The organism is Oscillatoria nigro-viridis PCC 7112 (assembly GCF_000317475.1).
GTDB classification, from domain to species: Bacteria; Cyanobacteriota; Cyanobacteriia; order Cyanobacteriales; family Microcoleaceae; genus Microcoleus; species Microcoleus nigroviridis.
The window spans coordinates 5,455,671-5,472,193 of sequence record NC_019729.1 but is presented as its reverse complement, the minus strand read 5'-3'; the positions used below and the strand labels follow the sequence as shown (position 1 = coordinate 5,472,193).

Here is a 16,523-nt window from a genome sequence, read left to right as displayed (position 1 = left end):
TATAATAATTTCAACTGTAAAGATTGTGGTCTGGGTCTAACCAGACAATATAAAAAATATTTTCACTAAAAAATCCATGCACCCTGCCGTATTCATTAGCAGATATTTGAAACTGGTAGGGGATATTTACTAGCTCATCTTCATTGGGAATGCCGAAGCCATTAGGTTCAGTTGTATCTTGCCAGACTATTCCATGACAGCGCAGGCTTTTACTCTGATTATTGATAATTTCTTGAGATTTCAATTGTGATAAATCGCGCAGCCTTCTCAATAGAGATGCTAGATATCTAGAATCTCTATCGGCAAGTGAAAATTTATCTTTGTCATCCTGATAATACCTGAAAGAAAAACTAATTCCTTCGGGTATTTGTATCTCGACAACCTCTCTCTTGGCGGAAGATGGCTGACTGCGAAGATTTGTGTCTTTTCTTTTTTTATTCTTCTTCGATGACACGGGTTTTGTAGTATGCTTTCATTAATTCCTTAGAAATAATAGCACGGCAAGGTTCATCTCTTGGCAATTCACCTCTAGCCTGAATCCAAGGGTCTTCGCGTCGCACCATCAATTCTAACTCATAAGCATCTCGAAAGAAATAATCATCGGATAAGTCGTCTAAAAACTCTTGTACTTCCTGTGGAAACTCTGGTTTTTCAACTTCTTTGAGAATTGGCTTAAACCCAAATTGTTCTTTATATTCGTAAAATAAAGCCGGGATAGTCGGCCCGTGCACCCAGGCTTCAAAATCTTCATCAAAAAGCGGTTTATCTTCAAAGGCTAGATACCATGCTTGGGCATAGTACAATAGTTTTTGTAGCTTGTGGTTGCTGAGATAGGAGCCTACGTCATTCGCGAACCAGATGTAGTAATCAGCCAGTTTGGAGGCTGTTGTTACTGTAGTTATTGCGGTCATATAATTCGACTCAATAAGTTTTGTATTCTATGATAGCACAGGGCGATTATTCGATTTGAGATTTGAGATTTTCTATTTCTGGACTATTTTGGTTACAACCCTTTGATATACTGCCTCAATACAGGGGGAAGAGTGTAAAGACTTTCCTGTTTTTCTATCAAGCAGCGCCGTGATAAAGATTGGAGCGCGTTGAGTAAATCTGATGATGATATTTGTCTTTTTCCTAGCAAGTTTGCTAGGTTGACTGGCTGGTTTTCCCTAGCCAACAAAGACATAACTTGTTTTTCTAGTTCGGAAGTGCGATCGTACTGCTGCTGTAAAACATCTTTCAAATCTTCCGGCAACAATATGCTATCATCTAGTAATAATTCTGTCGCGCTGATTCCCAACTCTTTAATCAGAGTCGCCACGCTTTTCAACCATAGGGGGTTGCCTTGGTAGCGGTGAATGAGTGCTTCACTGTTGTCGATTTCTTCTAACCCATAATCTCTGAGTATTTCCCGTCCGGCTGCGGTGTCTAAACCTTTGAGTTGTAAGGTACGAATAGAAGTATTTTGGTTTTTAACTTGAGTCACTTCTCTCGGTTGTTCCCAACCGATTAACATCAAGCAACTTTGATGGGATAATTTTTCTATCTGTTTGAATAAAGAGCGATATTCTTCATACTCTGGTTTATACTTTCCTGCTGATTCGCCACTACAGAAAAGGTTATGAACGTCATCCAAGACTATTAAACAGCGATCCTTTTGCAAATACTTAATTAGCGGTAAGCGTTTCGGGTTAGTTGCAGGTGAATCTAGCTTTTCTGACTGCAATAAAAATTGTATTAGTTTATGTTCAAATTCATCTGGGGTGTAGGAGGCGTCGATGCTGCACCAAATGACGCATTCAAATTCATCTTTTATTTGTTGTACGAGTTGCACTGCTAAGGTGGTTTTGCCGATACCGCTGATGCCAGTGAGCGCGATCAGGCGGCTGTGTTGTTGTAAAATCCATGTGGTGAGGGTGTCGAGTTCGAGAGTGCGATCGTAGAAAGTGCCTAACTCCGGCATTTCGCTTAAATCTTGATGTAGAGTTTGAGTTTGTTGTGGGTTAGATGTTTGTTCTTTTGATTCGGTTGAATTTGGTGTATTGGTAAGGTGTTTTGCTTTTTCACAATAATTAATGCAACCTATTTGAACAGAGTCTTGTGGTAAAAAATATTTTGAAGATATCGAGATTTGCAGCCTCTCCATTGCGGAGCGAAAATTCGATTTACTAACTTTTTCTCCCAACTCTTGTGAAAGGCTTTGCCATAATTCCATTCCTACCTCTCTAACACGAGCCTCAGAGAGGTTAACGTCCTTGGCAATCTCGTTGTAATCCTCATGTTGCCATGTCCCGCGCAGGATTTTCTCTTGTAAGTCATTGAGATGCTTACCTGTTTTGGCAAACACCATATCGTCTGCGAGTTTTACCATTTCCTTAAGGTTCATAGAGTCGGGTAGATGTCAGGGTTGATTGTATTGTACCCAACATTTGCCAACATTTCCCAACATTTCCCAACATTTTCCCATATTTCCCAATTTTTTGTCTGTTATCAACTCGAAAAGTCCCGATAACGATCAGATTTTTTGCAAGCGACAACAGAAAAACTACTTGCTAGTCTGGATAAAAGTCAAGTTTGCTTCATTGGAGAAAGTTTTTCACTAATGCAGGCTTGGTATTAGCTTACCTTCTTTTAAATGATTCACAAGAGAGTAATTCAATGAGAACTGAGGCGTTTAAGGTTTTGCAAACTTTTGGGCTTGAGTATCCGAACTACAAAATGCTTATTCAAGCAAAGAGTGGAAATCGTTACGTTGTCTTGTATTCTGACAGTCTTGGTGTAGAGGTAGGTCAAGAAATTCTAATTGATTTCAATGACTACAATGATTGGCAGACAATAGATAACCCCAAAAACGGCAGAAAGTCTAATATTTCAAAAGTGAGCAAAGTTAATTAACCTACTTCAAAACTCAAGTTGGTAATATCATGTCCGGTTAATCAACAGTATCCAATTAAAACTCTATGTCTCAATCTCAGCGTGAAAGAGCAAGAAACTGGGTTAATGGTAATACGGCTGCCGCTGTTGCCGTTGTGTGTGGAACTGCTTTGGTTCCTGGTGCAGCGGCTGTTGTTCTTCTAAGTCAAGAAGCTATTATGGCTTATCACATTGGTTCTATTTACAAATCAGAGTTCTCACAACAGGATGCAGCTGCTCTTGCTGGTGAAATAGGACTTGCTGCTGTTGCAGGTAAAGTTTTGGCATTAGAAGCGGCTATTTTAGCTGGTCCAGCGGCTTTCTTGATAAAGCCTGCGATCGCAGCAGGGATAGTTAAACTGCTAGGAGAGGCTATCATCGCTTACTGCGAAGAGAAATGGGGTTGAATTTATTTTCTCTCAGGACTTACGCAGCACGATCACCCTTACTGGTAGGTTGGGTTGACGCAAGGAAACCCAACATCTTTTTTTTAATAACCTTATCTATTTCCACCATTCCAATACGATGATTGTACAGATAGCGATCGCCCAGAAAAATATTTAACTTTCTCTTGTCGGTTTTATTAAGCTCGATCCGTCTGTGGCATTTCTCAATCAATAACTACCAATGCCACGCCGCAGCGAGTTGCGGCATCCGCTAAGCGGTTATCAAGTGTTGCGATCGGCAATTTCAATCGTACTGCTAACTCTAAATAAGCTGCATCATAAGCAGCTAAACCTTCTTGTCTTCCTAGTACGAGAGTTGAGGAGAGTGCGTTGCTATTCGTAGCTTCATCAACCTGAATTAAAAGTGATTGTAACAAAGCAATAGCCATCTCAGATTGCTCACTCGTCATGCGGTTTCGTCGCTCGGCAACCAGGAGAGTATTAGCAACTTCTAGCGACCAAATTCCTGGTACAAATGCTTCGCAATCTGGCATAATCGCGAGTATAGCATTGGCATAATCGTTATCTTCATCCACTAAGCACCAACTGATGGCTACAGAACAATCTAATACAAACTGCATTAAAACCTGCGCCCTTCTTCAATCATGGAACGGATTGAGCTTTTATCCAAGGCAATTTCTTGCCGGAGTTGTAGCATTCTAGCAATTGCTGCTTGAATAGATTTTTTAGTAGTCAGTTGTCCCCAAGCGTTATACTTCGGTTTAACTTCCTCCGATGGTAGATGCTGTACAACTACCACAACTTCCACAGAAGTATCTTTAAACTCAGCGGGCATTTGGAGAAGCAATATGCCATCAGATCCAATATGCGAGATCAGTTTCATTGTTTCCATGTCAGACTCCAGAACTTAGAGCAATTCCAGTTTACCTCAAAGCTGTTCACCTCGATCAGTATCTTGACCGCTCGTATAGGTGCTATTGAATGGGTAAGGATCTTGCCCGTCACAGCAAATACCAAACAGTGCGATGATTCTACCCACAGCGATCGCCCCTACCTAATTAATAACCAAAAACCAAATAAACATACAGAAACCCGGCTGCTTCAAAACACCGGGTTTCTAAATACTGCTGCATTTTCGATCGCTCAAACTCCGTTGATGTAAGCCATAACTGGAGTACCTTGCTGCTGCTGCTGCGCGATCGCCAAAAGGCGGTGAATCCGATCCTCTGTCGGCGGGTGAGTGCGGAAAAGCGACTGCAAACCTTTAGTCGAAAAAGGATTCACAATCAGCAGCGGCGACATCGCAGGATTGCCGTGCATCGGAATTTCATGACCCATTTTCTCTAATTTTTGCAGCGCGTTTGCTAAACCGATCGGGTTATTGGTAATTTCCACCGCACCGCTGTCGGCTGCAAATTCCCTCGTCCGAGAAATCGCCAATTGAATTACGGTTGCTGATAGCGGTGCTAAAATGATTAAAAACAGCAAACCAAAGGGATTCGCGCCTTGTCTGCTATCCCGCGTTACCGGGCCGTAAAGCGCTCCAAAAGTCAGAATTCGCCCGACAAATGTAATTGCACCGGCAATTGTCCCTGCAACTGCTTGAGTGAGGGTGTCGCGGTTGCGGATGTGCGTCAGTTCGTGTGCTAAAACGCCTTCCAATTCTTCGCGGGAAAGCAGATTGATGATGCCTTCAGTAACTGCTATTGTCGCGTGTTCCGGGTCTCTTCCTGTGGCGAATGCGTTGGGAGATTGAGTGGGAACTACAAAGATTTTCGGCACCGGAATTTGGGCTTTTTCGCTCAGGGATGCTACCATATCGTAGATTTCGGGTGCTTCGCTGCGGGCGATCGGCTGAGCGCGGTAAGCCATTAACGCTGCCGTGTCGGAATAGTACCAAGAGCTAAAACTTGAGAAGGCGGCTAGCGCTAAACCGATGTAAAGTCCTTGCTCGTTGCCGATTAAATAATAACTTCCTAAAACGAGAAGACCGCTTAGGAGTCCTAAGAGAGCGGCTGTTCTGAGTTGATTTGTTCCTAACATGGCGGGTTGAGGGCGATCGATATTTTGGTATTTTTGAGCTTGTTATTAGATTTTCATACTTGGGGGCGATCGCGTCTCTATCTGCCGAAATAACTGCTGCCGCCAATAGTAGTATTTCACCTTTTCAGTCAGAAACTGGGAATGCCTCGGGAGGAGCTCTCGCCTGCTCTCAACAGGCTGCAGAGGCGCAGGATATGACATTGCCAGCCAGAACCTGGAAACGAGATTAAAAACAAAATAAACGCAGACAATGTTACATTCATCTGCGTTTGTCTGCGTTTATCTGCCGTAGAATTCTCGAACCCTAAACCGCTTGCACTTGCTTTTCCTCAACAGCAACAGGTTCTTGATATACAGTTTGAGACTCATTAGCCAAAAACTCAGCCAATTGAGCTTCAATTTCATCCCGCACAATCTGGCGGTATTCGAGGAAATGCTCGTTGTGAGCACATACTGTTAAATAATGATCCCAAACCGCAGGATTGCGTCTGAGAATGCTGAACAAATGATGCCAGAACTTCCACCGAGTTTTGCGCTTGACTCCCTGACGCCATACCACAGTTAACAGTGCTCGCAAATCTATCCAACTGGGAATTCTTGCAGGTATATTTGCTGTCGGTGCACCCAACATTAAGAAATGGCGATAAGTGCGGTCTAAATATTTCTCAGCATCGTACACTTCGCAGAATGCCTCGACATATTCGCGGGCAATATCTTCGAGAGGCCGCGTCGGGATAAAGTTCATCAAAGTAGTCTGGTTGAGGTTGCCAGATTTGTCGCGCAACCGCCCTTCTTTTGCTAGTCTGTGGGACAATGCCGTGTGCGGCAAAGCTTGCAGCATTCCAAAGGTTGTGCTCGGAATTGCTGCTGCTTCGGCAAACTTGACAATCCGCTGACCGGCACCGGGTTTTTCGCCGTCAAATCCGATGATAAATCCTGCCATTACTCGCAAACCTGATTTGGCAATTAACTCTACGGATTCTATCAGGGAATTTCGGGTATTTTGGAATTTTTTCGTCATTTGCAGGCTTTCTTCGTCGGGAGTTTCAATACCTAGAAACACTGCATTAAAATTGCACGCTACCATCATATTCATCAATTCTTGGTCTTGGGCTAAATCGATGGATGCTTCTGTGTTGAAAGTAAAGGGGAATTTGTGTTCTTCTTGCCAGACTTTTAATTCTTTTAGCAATAGTTTGACGCTGCGTTTGTTGCCGATAAAGTTGTCGTCTACCATGAACACGCCGCGCCGCCAGCCCAAGTTGTAGAGATAATCTAATTCTGCTATCAATTGTTGGGGGGTTTTGGTGCGGGGTTTGCGGCCGTAGAGGACGATGATATCGCAGAATTCGCACTGGAAAGGACAGCCCCTGGAAAATTGAATTGACATCGAGTCGTAGGCGTCTAATTCCAGCAAGTCGAAGCGGGGCACCGGGGTTGTGGTAACATCGGGTTTTACGCCGTCCGATCGATAAATTCCGCTTTTTTCGCCGCGCCCTATTGCTTCGACAAACATCGGTAAGGTGATTTCGCCTTCGTCGAGAATCAGGTAATCTATGCCCGCTGCTTGAGGTTCTTCGGGTACGGATGTCGGGTAGGGGCCGCCGCAAGCTACGGATTTACCGCGCCGTTTTGCTTCGCGAATTATGTCTAGCAAATCTGCTTTTTGGACAATCATTGCGGACAGAATAACGAGCTCTGCCCATTCCCATTCTGCTTCGGTGATTTGTCTGATGTTGCGATCGACTAACTTAAATTCCCATTCTTGGGGTAAAATAGCTGCTACCGTTACTAAACCCAGCGGTGGCAGCAGCACTTTACGATCGACTAATTCTAGGATTTTCTCGTAAGACCAAAATGTTTTCGGAAACAGGGGATAAACTAGGAGAACTCGCATTATATGTTAAACCTCACATCAGTAAACAACTTGCGATCGGGCTGGCGGGGCGTGAGAGTTCGATCGACTCTCAAGACTTCATGTTAAGGCTAAAATTACGATCTTGCACTCGATCGAATATCTGGTGAGGGGTCACACCCCCTAAGACATACAAAATGAGCGCAATTTTTAGCTTGCAGTTCCCTGTTAAAGTTGGCAAATGCTGATATCTTATCGTATTTGACCCTTAATTGACGATAATCGCATTTAAAAAGCATGGGACTAAGGCAAAAAAGAACTTCAAACACTTACATTATTCGCAAGGTGCGCCGAGGCGTACCCTACATATATCTCGTAAAGTGCTTATGGTGCGGCCTACATTAGTAGTTTGATGCACATTTCCTCTTCCTTTTTCCTCAACATTTATCCGTTAAATCCGTTACCTCCGTTAAATCCCGTACATAGCCCGCTGCCGAACTTCCTTCTCGCCTACTTTGAATCTTTGCCGGGAATCCCGCTAGTTCTTAACATATCGGCAACTGTGCCGCAGTAACTCGGCATTCCTATGCTTTCGGGATTCACAAGATTTTGATAGGTAAAATGGCGGTAGCTGATGCAAAATCTATCCCAAGCAGCCACCTGAATTCGGAACAGCCAAATAAAGAAATCGGCCAGCCAAGGTGACAGAGTAATCCGAAAAAATATCTTTTTATTCAAATACGTGCAAGCTTGTTCTACCACTTCGTTAGCTGTAATCGCCGGATTTCCTAGTACAAAATGTCGCGGTTCCTCGGAAGCCTGCGGATGTTGAACTAAATAATTAACTACTTTAGCAATATCTGCGCCGTGGATGAAGTGAAAACTGCCATCTGCCTGAAACCAGCGAATCAAACCAATCCATTTTGCGACAAGTGGCAGGCCAGATGACAAGTGAGAGACTGGTTTTTCGGCGTCTCCTCCCAATACTAATGTCGGGTAAAGTGCCGTAATCGGAGGCAGATTTGTCAAGGCTGACAAAAGCACCATGCAGTTGTATTTTGTCCGAATATAATCTGTTCCCAGTTCCCCGGCTTCTTTGAGCAAATTGTTGTCTCGACCGAGAATGCTGGCCGTTGAAAAATAAATTACTTGCTGGCAAGTCTGTGGCGAAAGTAGTTGAATTAGCCGGAGAGTTTTGGTGACGTTAACGTCAAACACTTCTTGAGTTCCTCCCCAAGCAGTGGCAGCTAAAATTGCGACATTAATTGTTTGCAAAAGTTCGGCGTGTCGATCGATATCTCGCATATCGCCTTGTATTATATGGATGCCGGGGCGGGCTTTCCAGTCAAATTTTAATTTTTCGGGGTTGCGAACTAAGAGGTAAAGTTCGTGGTTGGTTTCTTGAATCAAAGTTTCGGCCATGTAGTGACCGATACAGCCACTTGCACCCGTTATGAAAATTTTTTTGGCGTTCATTTTGCCGCAGGGGAAGAGGGAGGATTTGACGCTTTTAAGGGCGGTAGGGAGACGGCATGGTCTATTAGTGTCAACTTACGCCTAAAGCCGCCAGGGACTTAAGTCCCTGTCTAATAGCTAAAGTCCTCTGAAGAGGACTAATGAGTTTACAAGTCTTTTTCTCAGTCCTCTTAAGAGGACTTTAGCTTTGAGGCAGGGACTTAAGTCCCTGCCGGACTGCGGGTTTAACGTTAAGTTGACATTAATAGGCAATAGCGTTTTCCTACAAATATCAGGTGCAATTAACCGGATTCGCTCCGATTATATAATCTTTTTCCACGGTAGGGAGACGGCATTGCCGTCTCCCTACAAATATCAGGTGCAATTAACCGGATTCGATCGGATTCTAGAATCGCAATCAATTTCAAGCAGCAACTGCAAGCAATTTGTCGGCTTGTTTTGCTGTTTCAAAGAAGAAACGCACGTTATCTTCGGGAGTTCCCGGTAACACGCCGTGTCCCAAGTTGAGGATGTGTCCGCGATGACCGGCTTTGCGAATTGTATCAAGAATTCGATCGCGAATAAACGGTTGAGAACCAAACAACACGCCCGGATCGAGATTTCCTTGAACGTTCATATTCGGGCCCAAACGCTTGCGCGCGTCGGCCATATCAACCGTCCAATCGACGCTGATTATATCCGCGCCGGATGTTGTCATGCGTTCGAGGAGGCCGGCGCTACCGGTGACTAACAGAATTAGCGGGGTGTCGGGATGGGTTTTTTTGACTTGCTCGAATACTTGTTTCTGGTAAGGTAGAGCGAAGGTGTCGTAGTCTTGCGGGGACAGTTGGCCGGCCCAGGAGTCGAACATTTGCACGACTTGCGCGCCGCAGTCGATTTGATAGCGCACGTAAACGGCGATCGCATCGGCGAATTTCGACAGCAACTGATGCAGTAAAGTTGGATCGGAAAATGCCATGTTTTTGATGATGGCATAATCCTTAGAACCTTTGCCCTCAACCGCATAGGCCGCCAGCGTCCACGGCGCGCCCACAAAACCGAGCACGGTGGATTTGTTGCCGACTTCTTCGCGCAGGGATTTCAGGATTGTTTTGATAAACGGCAAGCTTTCTTCCGGGTTCAGCGGTTGCAGGTTGTCGATTTGCTGCTGAGTGCGAATGGGTGCGTGGATAATCGGGCCTTTGCCTTCGGCAATGTCCATATCGATTCCCAAACCCGGCATGGGTGTGACAATATCGGAAAACAGAATTACGCCGTCGGGTTGAAACGCGCGCCACGGCTGAAGGGAAACTTCGATCGCCACTTCGGGAATTTCGGAACGTTCGCGAAATGAGGGATACTTTTCTCGCAAATCTCGATAGGCTTTCATGTAGCGACCGGCTTGGCGCATCATCCACACGGGCGGGCGGTCTAGGGTTTCGCCGCGGGCTGCCCGCAACAACAAGGGAACTTCATTTAATGCCGACATTTTAACTTTTCTCTACCTTAGATATTTCAATGCCTTTGGTAGCTTACCACTGTGCGATCGTCCTTTTCGACAAAATCGTTGTGTGTACAAATGTGTATTTTGCGATCGCGAAAGAAACTGAGACAATGGCTAGAACTCGAATCTAGTGCTGGACGCACGGGTGGTCAGAAACCGGTTTTTTTGCGAAGATAATGCGTTGTGACTCGTAGATTAGCTGAAAAACCCGGTTTCTTTGGGCTTGTTTCAATTGCGATCGAACTCTGGCAGTTTGCGAGGCTTAGGGAAAATCTTTTAAACGACGCTGTTTCGTTCTAACCCTCGCAGCTTTGCTGGGCAATGGTTTCAGGGATTGACTCGGCGGGATTGAAGGAGTTTTGACGGATAATTTTGGGAACCCTCGCAAATCTCCCCACTCGCGCTTGGAAACTAATTGAATGGAAACTTGACAATAAAAATCATAGGGATATCATTAAATTATACGAACTTAAACAGTAAATAAAGATGTTTGATTGGATTGTCAAAACCGTAGCGGATGCTTCAGGGGTAACTAGCCAGATCAAAGTAGCTGAATGGGCAAGATTGAATCAGACTAATGCTTTTGATATGGGTCCCAAAAACTACCAGAGGTGCTTATATGATTTAGGTTTAGGTGGGAAGTATCATGAGCTTGAATATAATGAAAACGGAAGCCTTAAATATCAATAGTATCCATTATTTTAGAAGCTGAATTAATAGCCTCAGAAATTTTAGCAGGTAAGCAGCAACTGATTCACGAATACAAAATTACATCTAAAATACCAAGATTTGTAGGGGCGGGTTCACCCAAATCTACAATGAAATCGACGAACTCAAAAACCCGCCCCCACCCATCGCAGAACTCCAAAAACTTGTTCCTAATCGGAGTTGGTAGGTTGGGTGGGGGCGGGTTTATAGATATTGTTGATGTGAATTAGGGATTGTTGGGGAACCCGCCCCTACAATTTCTTGGGAAATATTCTGGTTTTTTCCGCTTACCTCGTCACGCACACTCCGCCCACCACTACCCGACATTGATCTCGGCCCGCATCGAATCTACTATCATTCCGCCTCGCCGAATCTAAATCTCTAGTCCGCGAATTGTAGTAATAATCTCCCGCCGGAAACCTTCTATTCGGGACAGCGCAGTAAGTTGAATCTTGATTACCATCGTCAAACCTGACTCTCACCATAGAACGTCTCTCGCGACAATCAACAGCCCGCAAGTCAAAATCATCTTCCAAAAGCCGTGCTCTGTCATATTGACCGTCATATCGATCGTCATCCCGCCTAGTATACCAATCGTCCCGCGAATTGCGAGATCGTCTGTCGCCCCCATCAATTCCCGAAACTTCCAGCGTGTAGCTACCGCCTCTGGAAGCATCTTTTGCTAACACTAAAAGCTTGTAATCACCGCTACGGGGAATTTGATAATTAAAAGAACGGTCTTGCGTAAAAGCGACTTGTTTGTTGTTCCCGTAAAACAGCACCATAACGGGAGTAAAACCGCGACTTCTATCTGTATCTAAAAACACTTCAATGTTATCGCCTTCCCGAGCGCTGAAAGTGTATTCTTGACCCCGCAATTCTTCCGTCGGAGATCCCGGTGTCCACATATTTCGGAAACGGTAAATCGGGGAAGTGCGGCGAATTACTCCATCTATGCGATCGTTATTCCGTATCTGTTCGCCAACTGCACTTGAGGAAATCCCCGTAAGTGCCAATCCCGTAACTAGGACTGCGGCAGCGATACTGTTTAACAATTTGTGTGCTTTCATATCAACCTCTCGAAAATTTTAAAATCTTTTTGCTTTTTTGGTGCTGACATTTGCATACACAATCCATTTTAAATGTAATTTCTGCCAACCGTGTCAACCTCACCCAACCAGACTCTTTAGCGGGTGCAAAATCTCAAGCTAAAGTCACAGACGTTGATCCCCAATCTAAAGTTGCGATTTACCGCCGCAAATCAGCAATCCCGATTCGGCATCGAGACAAGCCGTAATTCCCATAGGTAAAGCAGCGTTAACGCCGTCGTGCCCGAAGGGCAAATCCGAGACAATCGGAATATTCAAATCCCCCAGCCGATCGCGCAAAACCTCTTCAATGCTAAAACTGGGAATACTCGGGTCAATCTCGCAGCGACTGAAGCGCCCCAAAGCAATGCCCCGCACCCCAGCGAAGGCCCCCGCCATCCGCCACAAAGTCAGCATTCGATCGACCCTGTAAGGAGCCTCGGAAACATCCTCAAATGCGAGAATAACCCCGGTCAAATCCGGTTGATACGGGGTTCCGAGCAAATGAGAAGCAACCGTCAGATTCGCAGGAAACAGCCGCCCGGTGGCTTTTGAGCTGCCCCATCCTTTACCTTGCAAAGATGGTAAGGGACGACCTTCTATGCAGTCAAAAAGTCGATCGACAGACCAATCCGGTTCATCCGCCAAAGTTGTCAGCATCGGCCCGTGAACGCCCCAAATCCCCAATTTGTCGTGATTCCACAGCAAAGCAGTAATATCTGAAAAGCCGATCAACCATTTCGGCGAATGGGAATCTGGAGTTGGAAATTGGGAGTTTTCCGGCTTTCCCACTTTTCCTTTTTCCAAAAGTCTAGTGCTGCCGAAACCGCCTCGAACACACAGAATACCGCGACAATCCGGGTCATTGAGGGCATCTGCTAGCTGTCGGACGCGGTTTTCGTCGGAACCTGCCAAATAGCCCCAGCGATCGTCAAAACCCGGTGTTAATTCAAGTCGATAGCCGCGGGATTTCCAAATTTCTACACCCTTTTCAAAGTTGGTTGATTCTCGCAAAGTGCCACTAGGGGCAATTACTTTGAGCAAATCTCCTGGTTGCAGAAATTTTATGTTAGTCATTAGTTATTAGTTATTAGTTATTAGTTATATCGTGTTTGGTGAATCGATCGTAATTCTGTAGGGGCGGGTTTTACCAACCATCAACTATTCAAACAAACCATATCAAAAACCCGCCCCAAACCCAGCGACTATCGACATCAACATTACCCAAATTTACATATTTCGTTGGGTGGGGGCGGGTTTTCGAGATTGTCTGTTTCATGCGGAAATTTTCTGTGAAACCCGCCCCTACGGGATATGGTAGATTATTGATTTAGGAGTGAGTTTTTCAGATTGTTTGTTAATGATTGCTAAGGTAAAGTTAGAATTTCCACCCCAGAATCAGTTACAGCCAGAGTGTGCTCAAATTGAGCCGAAAGCTTTCCATCTTTCGTGATAGCAGTCCAACCGTCGCCCAAAATTTCCACTTCCCAAGTACCCTCATTAATCATGGGCTCGATCGTAAAAACCATGCCTTGTCTGAGCTTTTTCCCCGTGCCCCGCTTGCCGTAGTGCAGAATTTCCGGTTCAGTGTGAAAAACGCGGTGAACGCCGTGTCCCGCAAAATTTCGCACTACCGAAAAACCCTGTGCTTCAGCATATTCTTGAATCGCTGCACCGATGTCACCGGTACGAGCACCCGGTTTGACTTCCGCAATTCCTCTTCTGAGACATTCCTCGGTTACTTCCACTAACTTTTTCGCTACAGGCGAAGGTTTCCCGACAAAAAAAGTTTTAGAAGTATCGCCGTGATAACCATCTACTAAAGGCGTTACATCAATATTAATAATGTCGCCTTCTCTCAGAATTTGTTTAGCATTCGGGATGCCGTGACAGACAACTTCATTGACGCTTGCACACAGAGATTTTGGAAATCCTTTATAACCTAGGGGAGCGCTTTTTGCTCCGCGTGCCAAAGTCCAGCGTTCGGCTTCATCGTTAATTTCTAAAGTGCTTACTCCCGGTTTTACCATCGGTTCGAGATGCAGCAGAAGTTCGGCAGCTAAGCGACCGGCTTGGCGCATTTTTTCTATTTCTCTACTGGATAAAAGCACTAAACGTTCGGTTCCCATAGTCTTTTTCTGTTTTCTTTTTTTCTGGTCGATTAAGAGTTTATTTAACTCAATTTGAGAATAGATTTGAACCAGCGTTCAATACGATCGCCCAAAGCTTCCAAAGAGTATTCTACCTCTGCTTGTCGCCGGCAAGCGCTGCGGTCAATTTGGTCTAAGCGGGCGATCGCACCTACCAAGCCATTTACACTATCAGGCTCCACTAAAAAGCCCGTCAGTCCGTCTCGAACAATTTCGGCCGGCCCCCCGCGCTCGTAAGCAATCACAGGTACACCGCACGCTAAAGCCTCGATCGCGACATTTCCGAAAGCTTCCACCCAACGCGGTGTCATCAACAATGCTCGGCACTGACGGACTTGCTCTTGCATTTGGGTTGTTGTCAAAAACCCTAAATATTCTACCGGAGCATCCGGGTAATCTGTACAAATTTTTTGCCAATAATCCTCATCTTGCATTTTGCCCATAATTTTCAGGGGAATGCCTGTAATTTTCGCTGCTGCTACTGCATCTTCTAAGCCTTTTTCCGGGGCGATGCGGCCCAGCCAAGCTAATTTAGACTGCGGTTGGTCGCAAAATTCGTACAGGGATAAATCTATGCCATTTCCCAACAACTGACATTCACCGGCAAAGGCGAATGTTTTGGCTTGAGAAGCGGTGTGAACTCCGATCGTACCAGGAAACTGGACGGCGGTTTGTCCGGCAATGCGATCGAGGGCTGCGGAAAGGGAACCCATGCTGATCAAATGTGCGATCGGAGTCCTAAAAAATGGTGTCAAATAAAACGGCAGCCAATCGTAGGCAAAATTAACAATGACATCCCATTCATCCTGAACTTGGCGAGCATATTCCCACATATTCGCCAGCACCGAATCTGCGGGCATCACAATAGGATCGTAGTAATCTTGTGTTTGGGCGGTTACTTGCAACTCGCCCGTTATTTCGATTATTGGAATTGATTCTAATACTGAACCTATCGGTGCTACAACTGCTATTTTATGACCGAGACTCTGCAATTTTTTAGCAATGTTAAGGACTGTAAGTTCGACACCGCCACCCAACCCCGAACCTAGTTGACCGACCGAAGTTGACAGGAACAATACTTTTAAATGGTTATTAGTCATTAGCCAGCATTCACTAATTTTAACACGAACTCAATTATAAATTCTCCCATCTCAAATTTCAATTTGAGAATAATTTGAAAATTGCTACATTTATTAATCCATTCCAGAACGCGGACGGATGCGATTCAACTGATTGATTGCCCAGCGAGCAGTTTCCTGAACTTCTGGATCTGGATCGTCCGTCGCGCGGTGCAACAAGTAACTGATTTGATTCACCAATTCATAAATCCGCGTCAAGTCGCGAATTGCATTTTTACGCACTTCGGGATTTTCATTTTGCAGCGAAATTGACCACGCATTATTCATGGGTTTAAGCGTGCGAATGCCAATTTCCGAGAGACTTGCCAAAACTAAACTGTACTGCTTGGAGTCGGAATTTGCTAGCAAATCGAGCAACGGCTCAACTGCTCTGGAATCTCCCCGCTGGCCTAGTTCCCAAATTGCTTTGCCCCTCTTTGCCGGATTTAGCTGCTGCAAATCTTCAATCAGTGCTTCAATAATATCAACTTTAGGTCTACCATCCGTTTCGGGAAGGGCAATACCTTTCTTGTTCGCTAGGGAATCGGTTTGATTAGTTGTTTCGGGAATGTTGAAAGCTGTGTCGCTGTACCCATTGCTGTGAGCTTCCAAGGGCGAGGTGTCGGAATTAATTCGATCGCCCTCGACTCCTGCATCCTCGGATTCTGGTTCCCCGGATTCCAGGATAAACGGTAAAGGTCGATCGCTGCTCTCGATACTGTGGCCTTTTTGCAAATCAAAAGGGTAGGGCAAGGCTGACAGCGGTTGTCCCCCAGAAGAAGTCTCTTGCGGTCTACTTTCGTGCGAGTTTGTAGGAGAATCGGGATTAGTGAATTGAGAGTTTCTTTGGTTGTGACGATCGAATCTTCCCCGTCTTCGCTTAGAATAATTTGACTCGTCACTGCTCACTAATTTGAGCATGATAAATACTGCTGCTGCCGTGACGACAACTGCTGCCAAACCCAACATTAAGAACCCCCGCTGACGAGACAAAATGACTATAAAATTGGATACCGATTTCGGGAGCTTAGAATTAGATTTGGACGTTTTGGACGGCTGAGATTTGTTTTTATCCGGCGCTGGAGACGGTTTTGGAGGCTTGGAATCCTGGCGGTCGTCCGGGGGAGAGTTCGCCCGAGCAATTTCTTGGGAAACAGCCCGGTAGGAGGCATTGAGTACCTGTTGCCCTCCGTCGGCACTTGGACCGATCGCAGCGCCCAGACAGGCAATGCAGGTGAACAAACATACAGAGGAGCGGTAATGCGCCATAAGACTCAATCCG

General features: G+C 45.3%; 18 protein-coding genes. 4 read left to right on the top strand and 14 right to left on the bottom strand.

Annotated elements, in window-relative coordinates:
* Positions 1-10: 10 nt before the first annotated feature.
* The 3 genes from OSC7112_RS22740 to OSC7112_RS22730 all read right to left on the bottom strand — a co-directional run bounded on the left by OSC7112_RS22740 (position 11) and on the right by OSC7112_RS22730 (position 2,386).
* Positions 11-454, bottom strand: coding sequence for a hypothetical protein (locus OSC7112_RS22740; RefSeq protein WP_015178107.1), 444 nt, complete (start codon positions 452-454; stop codon positions 11-13).
* Positions 435-911 carry a Panacea domain-containing protein gene (locus OSC7112_RS22735; protein ID WP_015178106.1) on the bottom strand — a complete coding sequence of 159 codons (477 nt, stop codon included), beginning with the start codon at positions 909-911 and terminating at the stop codon, positions 435-437. The genes OSC7112_RS22740 and OSC7112_RS22735 overlap by 20 nt, the downstream gene beginning before the upstream one ends.
* A gap of 92 nt (positions 912-1,003) precedes the next feature.
* Positions 1,004-2,386 carry a helix-turn-helix domain-containing protein gene (locus OSC7112_RS22730; protein WP_015178105.1) on the bottom strand — a complete coding sequence of 461 codons (1,383 nt, stop codon included), beginning with the start codon at positions 2,384-2,386 and terminating at the stop codon, positions 1,004-1,006.
* Between the two features lie 272 nt (positions 2,387-2,658).
* Between OSC7112_RS22730 and OSC7112_RS22725 the strand changes: the two genes are divergently transcribed.
* Positions 2,659-2,895 carry a hypothetical protein gene (locus OSC7112_RS22725; protein WP_015178104.1) on the top strand — a complete coding sequence of 79 codons (237 nt, stop codon included), beginning with the start codon at positions 2,659-2,661 and terminating at the stop codon, positions 2,893-2,895.
* 65 nt (positions 2,896-2,960) lie between these two features.
* A complete protein-coding gene (locus OSC7112_RS22720) occupies positions 2,961-3,320 on the top strand; it encodes a hypothetical protein (protein WP_015178103.1) in 360 nt (119 codons plus the stop codon).
* Positions 3,321-3,523: 203 nt separating this feature from the next.
* Here the strand turns inward: OSC7112_RS22720 and OSC7112_RS22710 are convergent, their stop codons facing one another.
* Both OSC7112_RS22710 and OSC7112_RS22705 read right to left on the bottom strand, forming a co-directional pair.
* Complete coding sequence (locus OSC7112_RS22710; RefSeq protein WP_015178102.1) at positions 3,524-3,940, bottom strand: type II toxin-antitoxin system VapC family toxin; 417 nt, start codon at positions 3,938-3,940, stop codon at positions 3,524-3,526.
* Complete coding sequence (locus OSC7112_RS22705) at positions 3,940-4,212, bottom strand: hypothetical protein (protein WP_015178101.1); 273 nt, start codon at positions 4,210-4,212, stop codon at positions 3,940-3,942. Before OSC7112_RS22705 ends, OSC7112_RS22710 begins: the two co-directional genes overlap by 1 nt.
* 63 nt (positions 4,213-4,275) lie before the next feature.
* Between OSC7112_RS22705 and OSC7112_RS38520 the strand changes: the two genes are divergently transcribed.
* Positions 4,276-4,482 (top strand): hypothetical protein, encoded by a 207-nt coding sequence (locus tag OSC7112_RS38520; protein WP_150111584.1) that lies wholly within the window; start codon positions 4,276-4,278, stop codon positions 4,480-4,482.
* Here the strand turns inward: OSC7112_RS38520 and OSC7112_RS22700 are convergent.
* The 4 genes from OSC7112_RS22700 to hemE form a co-directional block, all read right to left on the bottom strand.
* On the bottom strand, positions 4,464-5,363 hold the full coding sequence (locus OSC7112_RS22700) for a M48 family metalloprotease (protein ID WP_015178100.1): 900 nt from the start codon (positions 5,361-5,363) through the stop codon (positions 4,464-4,466). The genes OSC7112_RS38520 and OSC7112_RS22700 overlap by 19 nt on opposite strands.
* Before the next feature lie 304 nt (positions 5,364-5,667).
* On the bottom strand, positions 5,668-7,260 hold the full coding sequence (locus tag OSC7112_RS22695) for a B12-binding domain-containing radical SAM protein (RefSeq protein WP_015178099.1): 1,593 nt from the start codon (positions 7,258-7,260) through the stop codon (positions 5,668-5,670).
* A 468-nt stretch (positions 7,261-7,728) separates the two neighbouring features.
* A complete protein-coding gene (locus OSC7112_RS22690) occupies positions 7,729-8,694 on the bottom strand; it encodes an NAD-dependent epimerase/dehydratase family protein (RefSeq protein WP_015178098.1) in 966 nt (321 codons plus the stop codon).
* Between the two features lie 403 nt (positions 8,695-9,097).
* Positions 9,098-10,162, bottom strand: coding sequence for a uroporphyrinogen decarboxylase (gene hemE / locus OSC7112_RS22685; RefSeq protein ID WP_015178097.1), 1,065 nt, complete (start codon positions 10,160-10,162; stop codon positions 9,098-9,100).
* A gap of 501 nt (positions 10,163-10,663) precedes the next feature.
* Between hemE and OSC7112_RS22680 the strand changes: the two genes are divergently transcribed.
* Positions 10,664-10,867 carry a hypothetical protein gene (locus tag OSC7112_RS22680; protein WP_015178096.1) on the top strand — a complete coding sequence of 68 codons (204 nt, stop codon included), beginning with the start codon at positions 10,664-10,666 and terminating at the stop codon, positions 10,865-10,867.
* A gap of 305 nt (positions 10,868-11,172) precedes the next feature.
* Here the strand turns inward: OSC7112_RS22680 and OSC7112_RS22675 are convergent, their stop codons facing one another.
* From OSC7112_RS22675 to OSC7112_RS22655, 5 genes are all read right to left on the bottom strand, one after another.
* Positions 11,173-11,955 carry a hypothetical protein gene (locus OSC7112_RS22675; RefSeq protein ID WP_015178095.1) on the bottom strand — a complete coding sequence of 261 codons (783 nt, stop codon included), beginning with the start codon at positions 11,953-11,955 and terminating at the stop codon, positions 11,173-11,175.
* Positions 11,956-12,120: 165 nt separating this feature from the next.
* Positions 12,121-13,050, bottom strand: a complete 930-nt coding sequence (locus OSC7112_RS22670) for a S66 peptidase family protein (RefSeq protein WP_015178094.1) — start codon at positions 13,048-13,050, stop codon at positions 12,121-12,123.
* A gap of 290 nt (positions 13,051-13,340) precedes the next feature.
* Positions 13,341-14,102, bottom strand: coding sequence for a type I methionyl aminopeptidase (gene map / locus OSC7112_RS22665; RefSeq protein ID WP_015178093.1), 762 nt, complete (start codon positions 14,100-14,102; stop codon positions 13,341-13,343).
* Between the two features lie 44 nt (positions 14,103-14,146).
* Complete coding sequence (locus OSC7112_RS22660; RefSeq protein ID WP_015178092.1) at positions 14,147-15,223, bottom strand: glycosyltransferase family 4 protein; 1,077 nt, start codon at positions 15,221-15,223, stop codon at positions 14,147-14,149.
* Positions 15,224-15,316: 93 nt separating this feature from the next.
* Entirely contained in the window at positions 15,317-16,510 is a 1,194-nt protein-coding gene (locus OSC7112_RS22655) for a HEAT repeat domain-containing protein (protein WP_015178091.1), read from the bottom strand.
* Between the last annotated feature and the right edge of the window lie 13 nt (positions 16,511-16,523).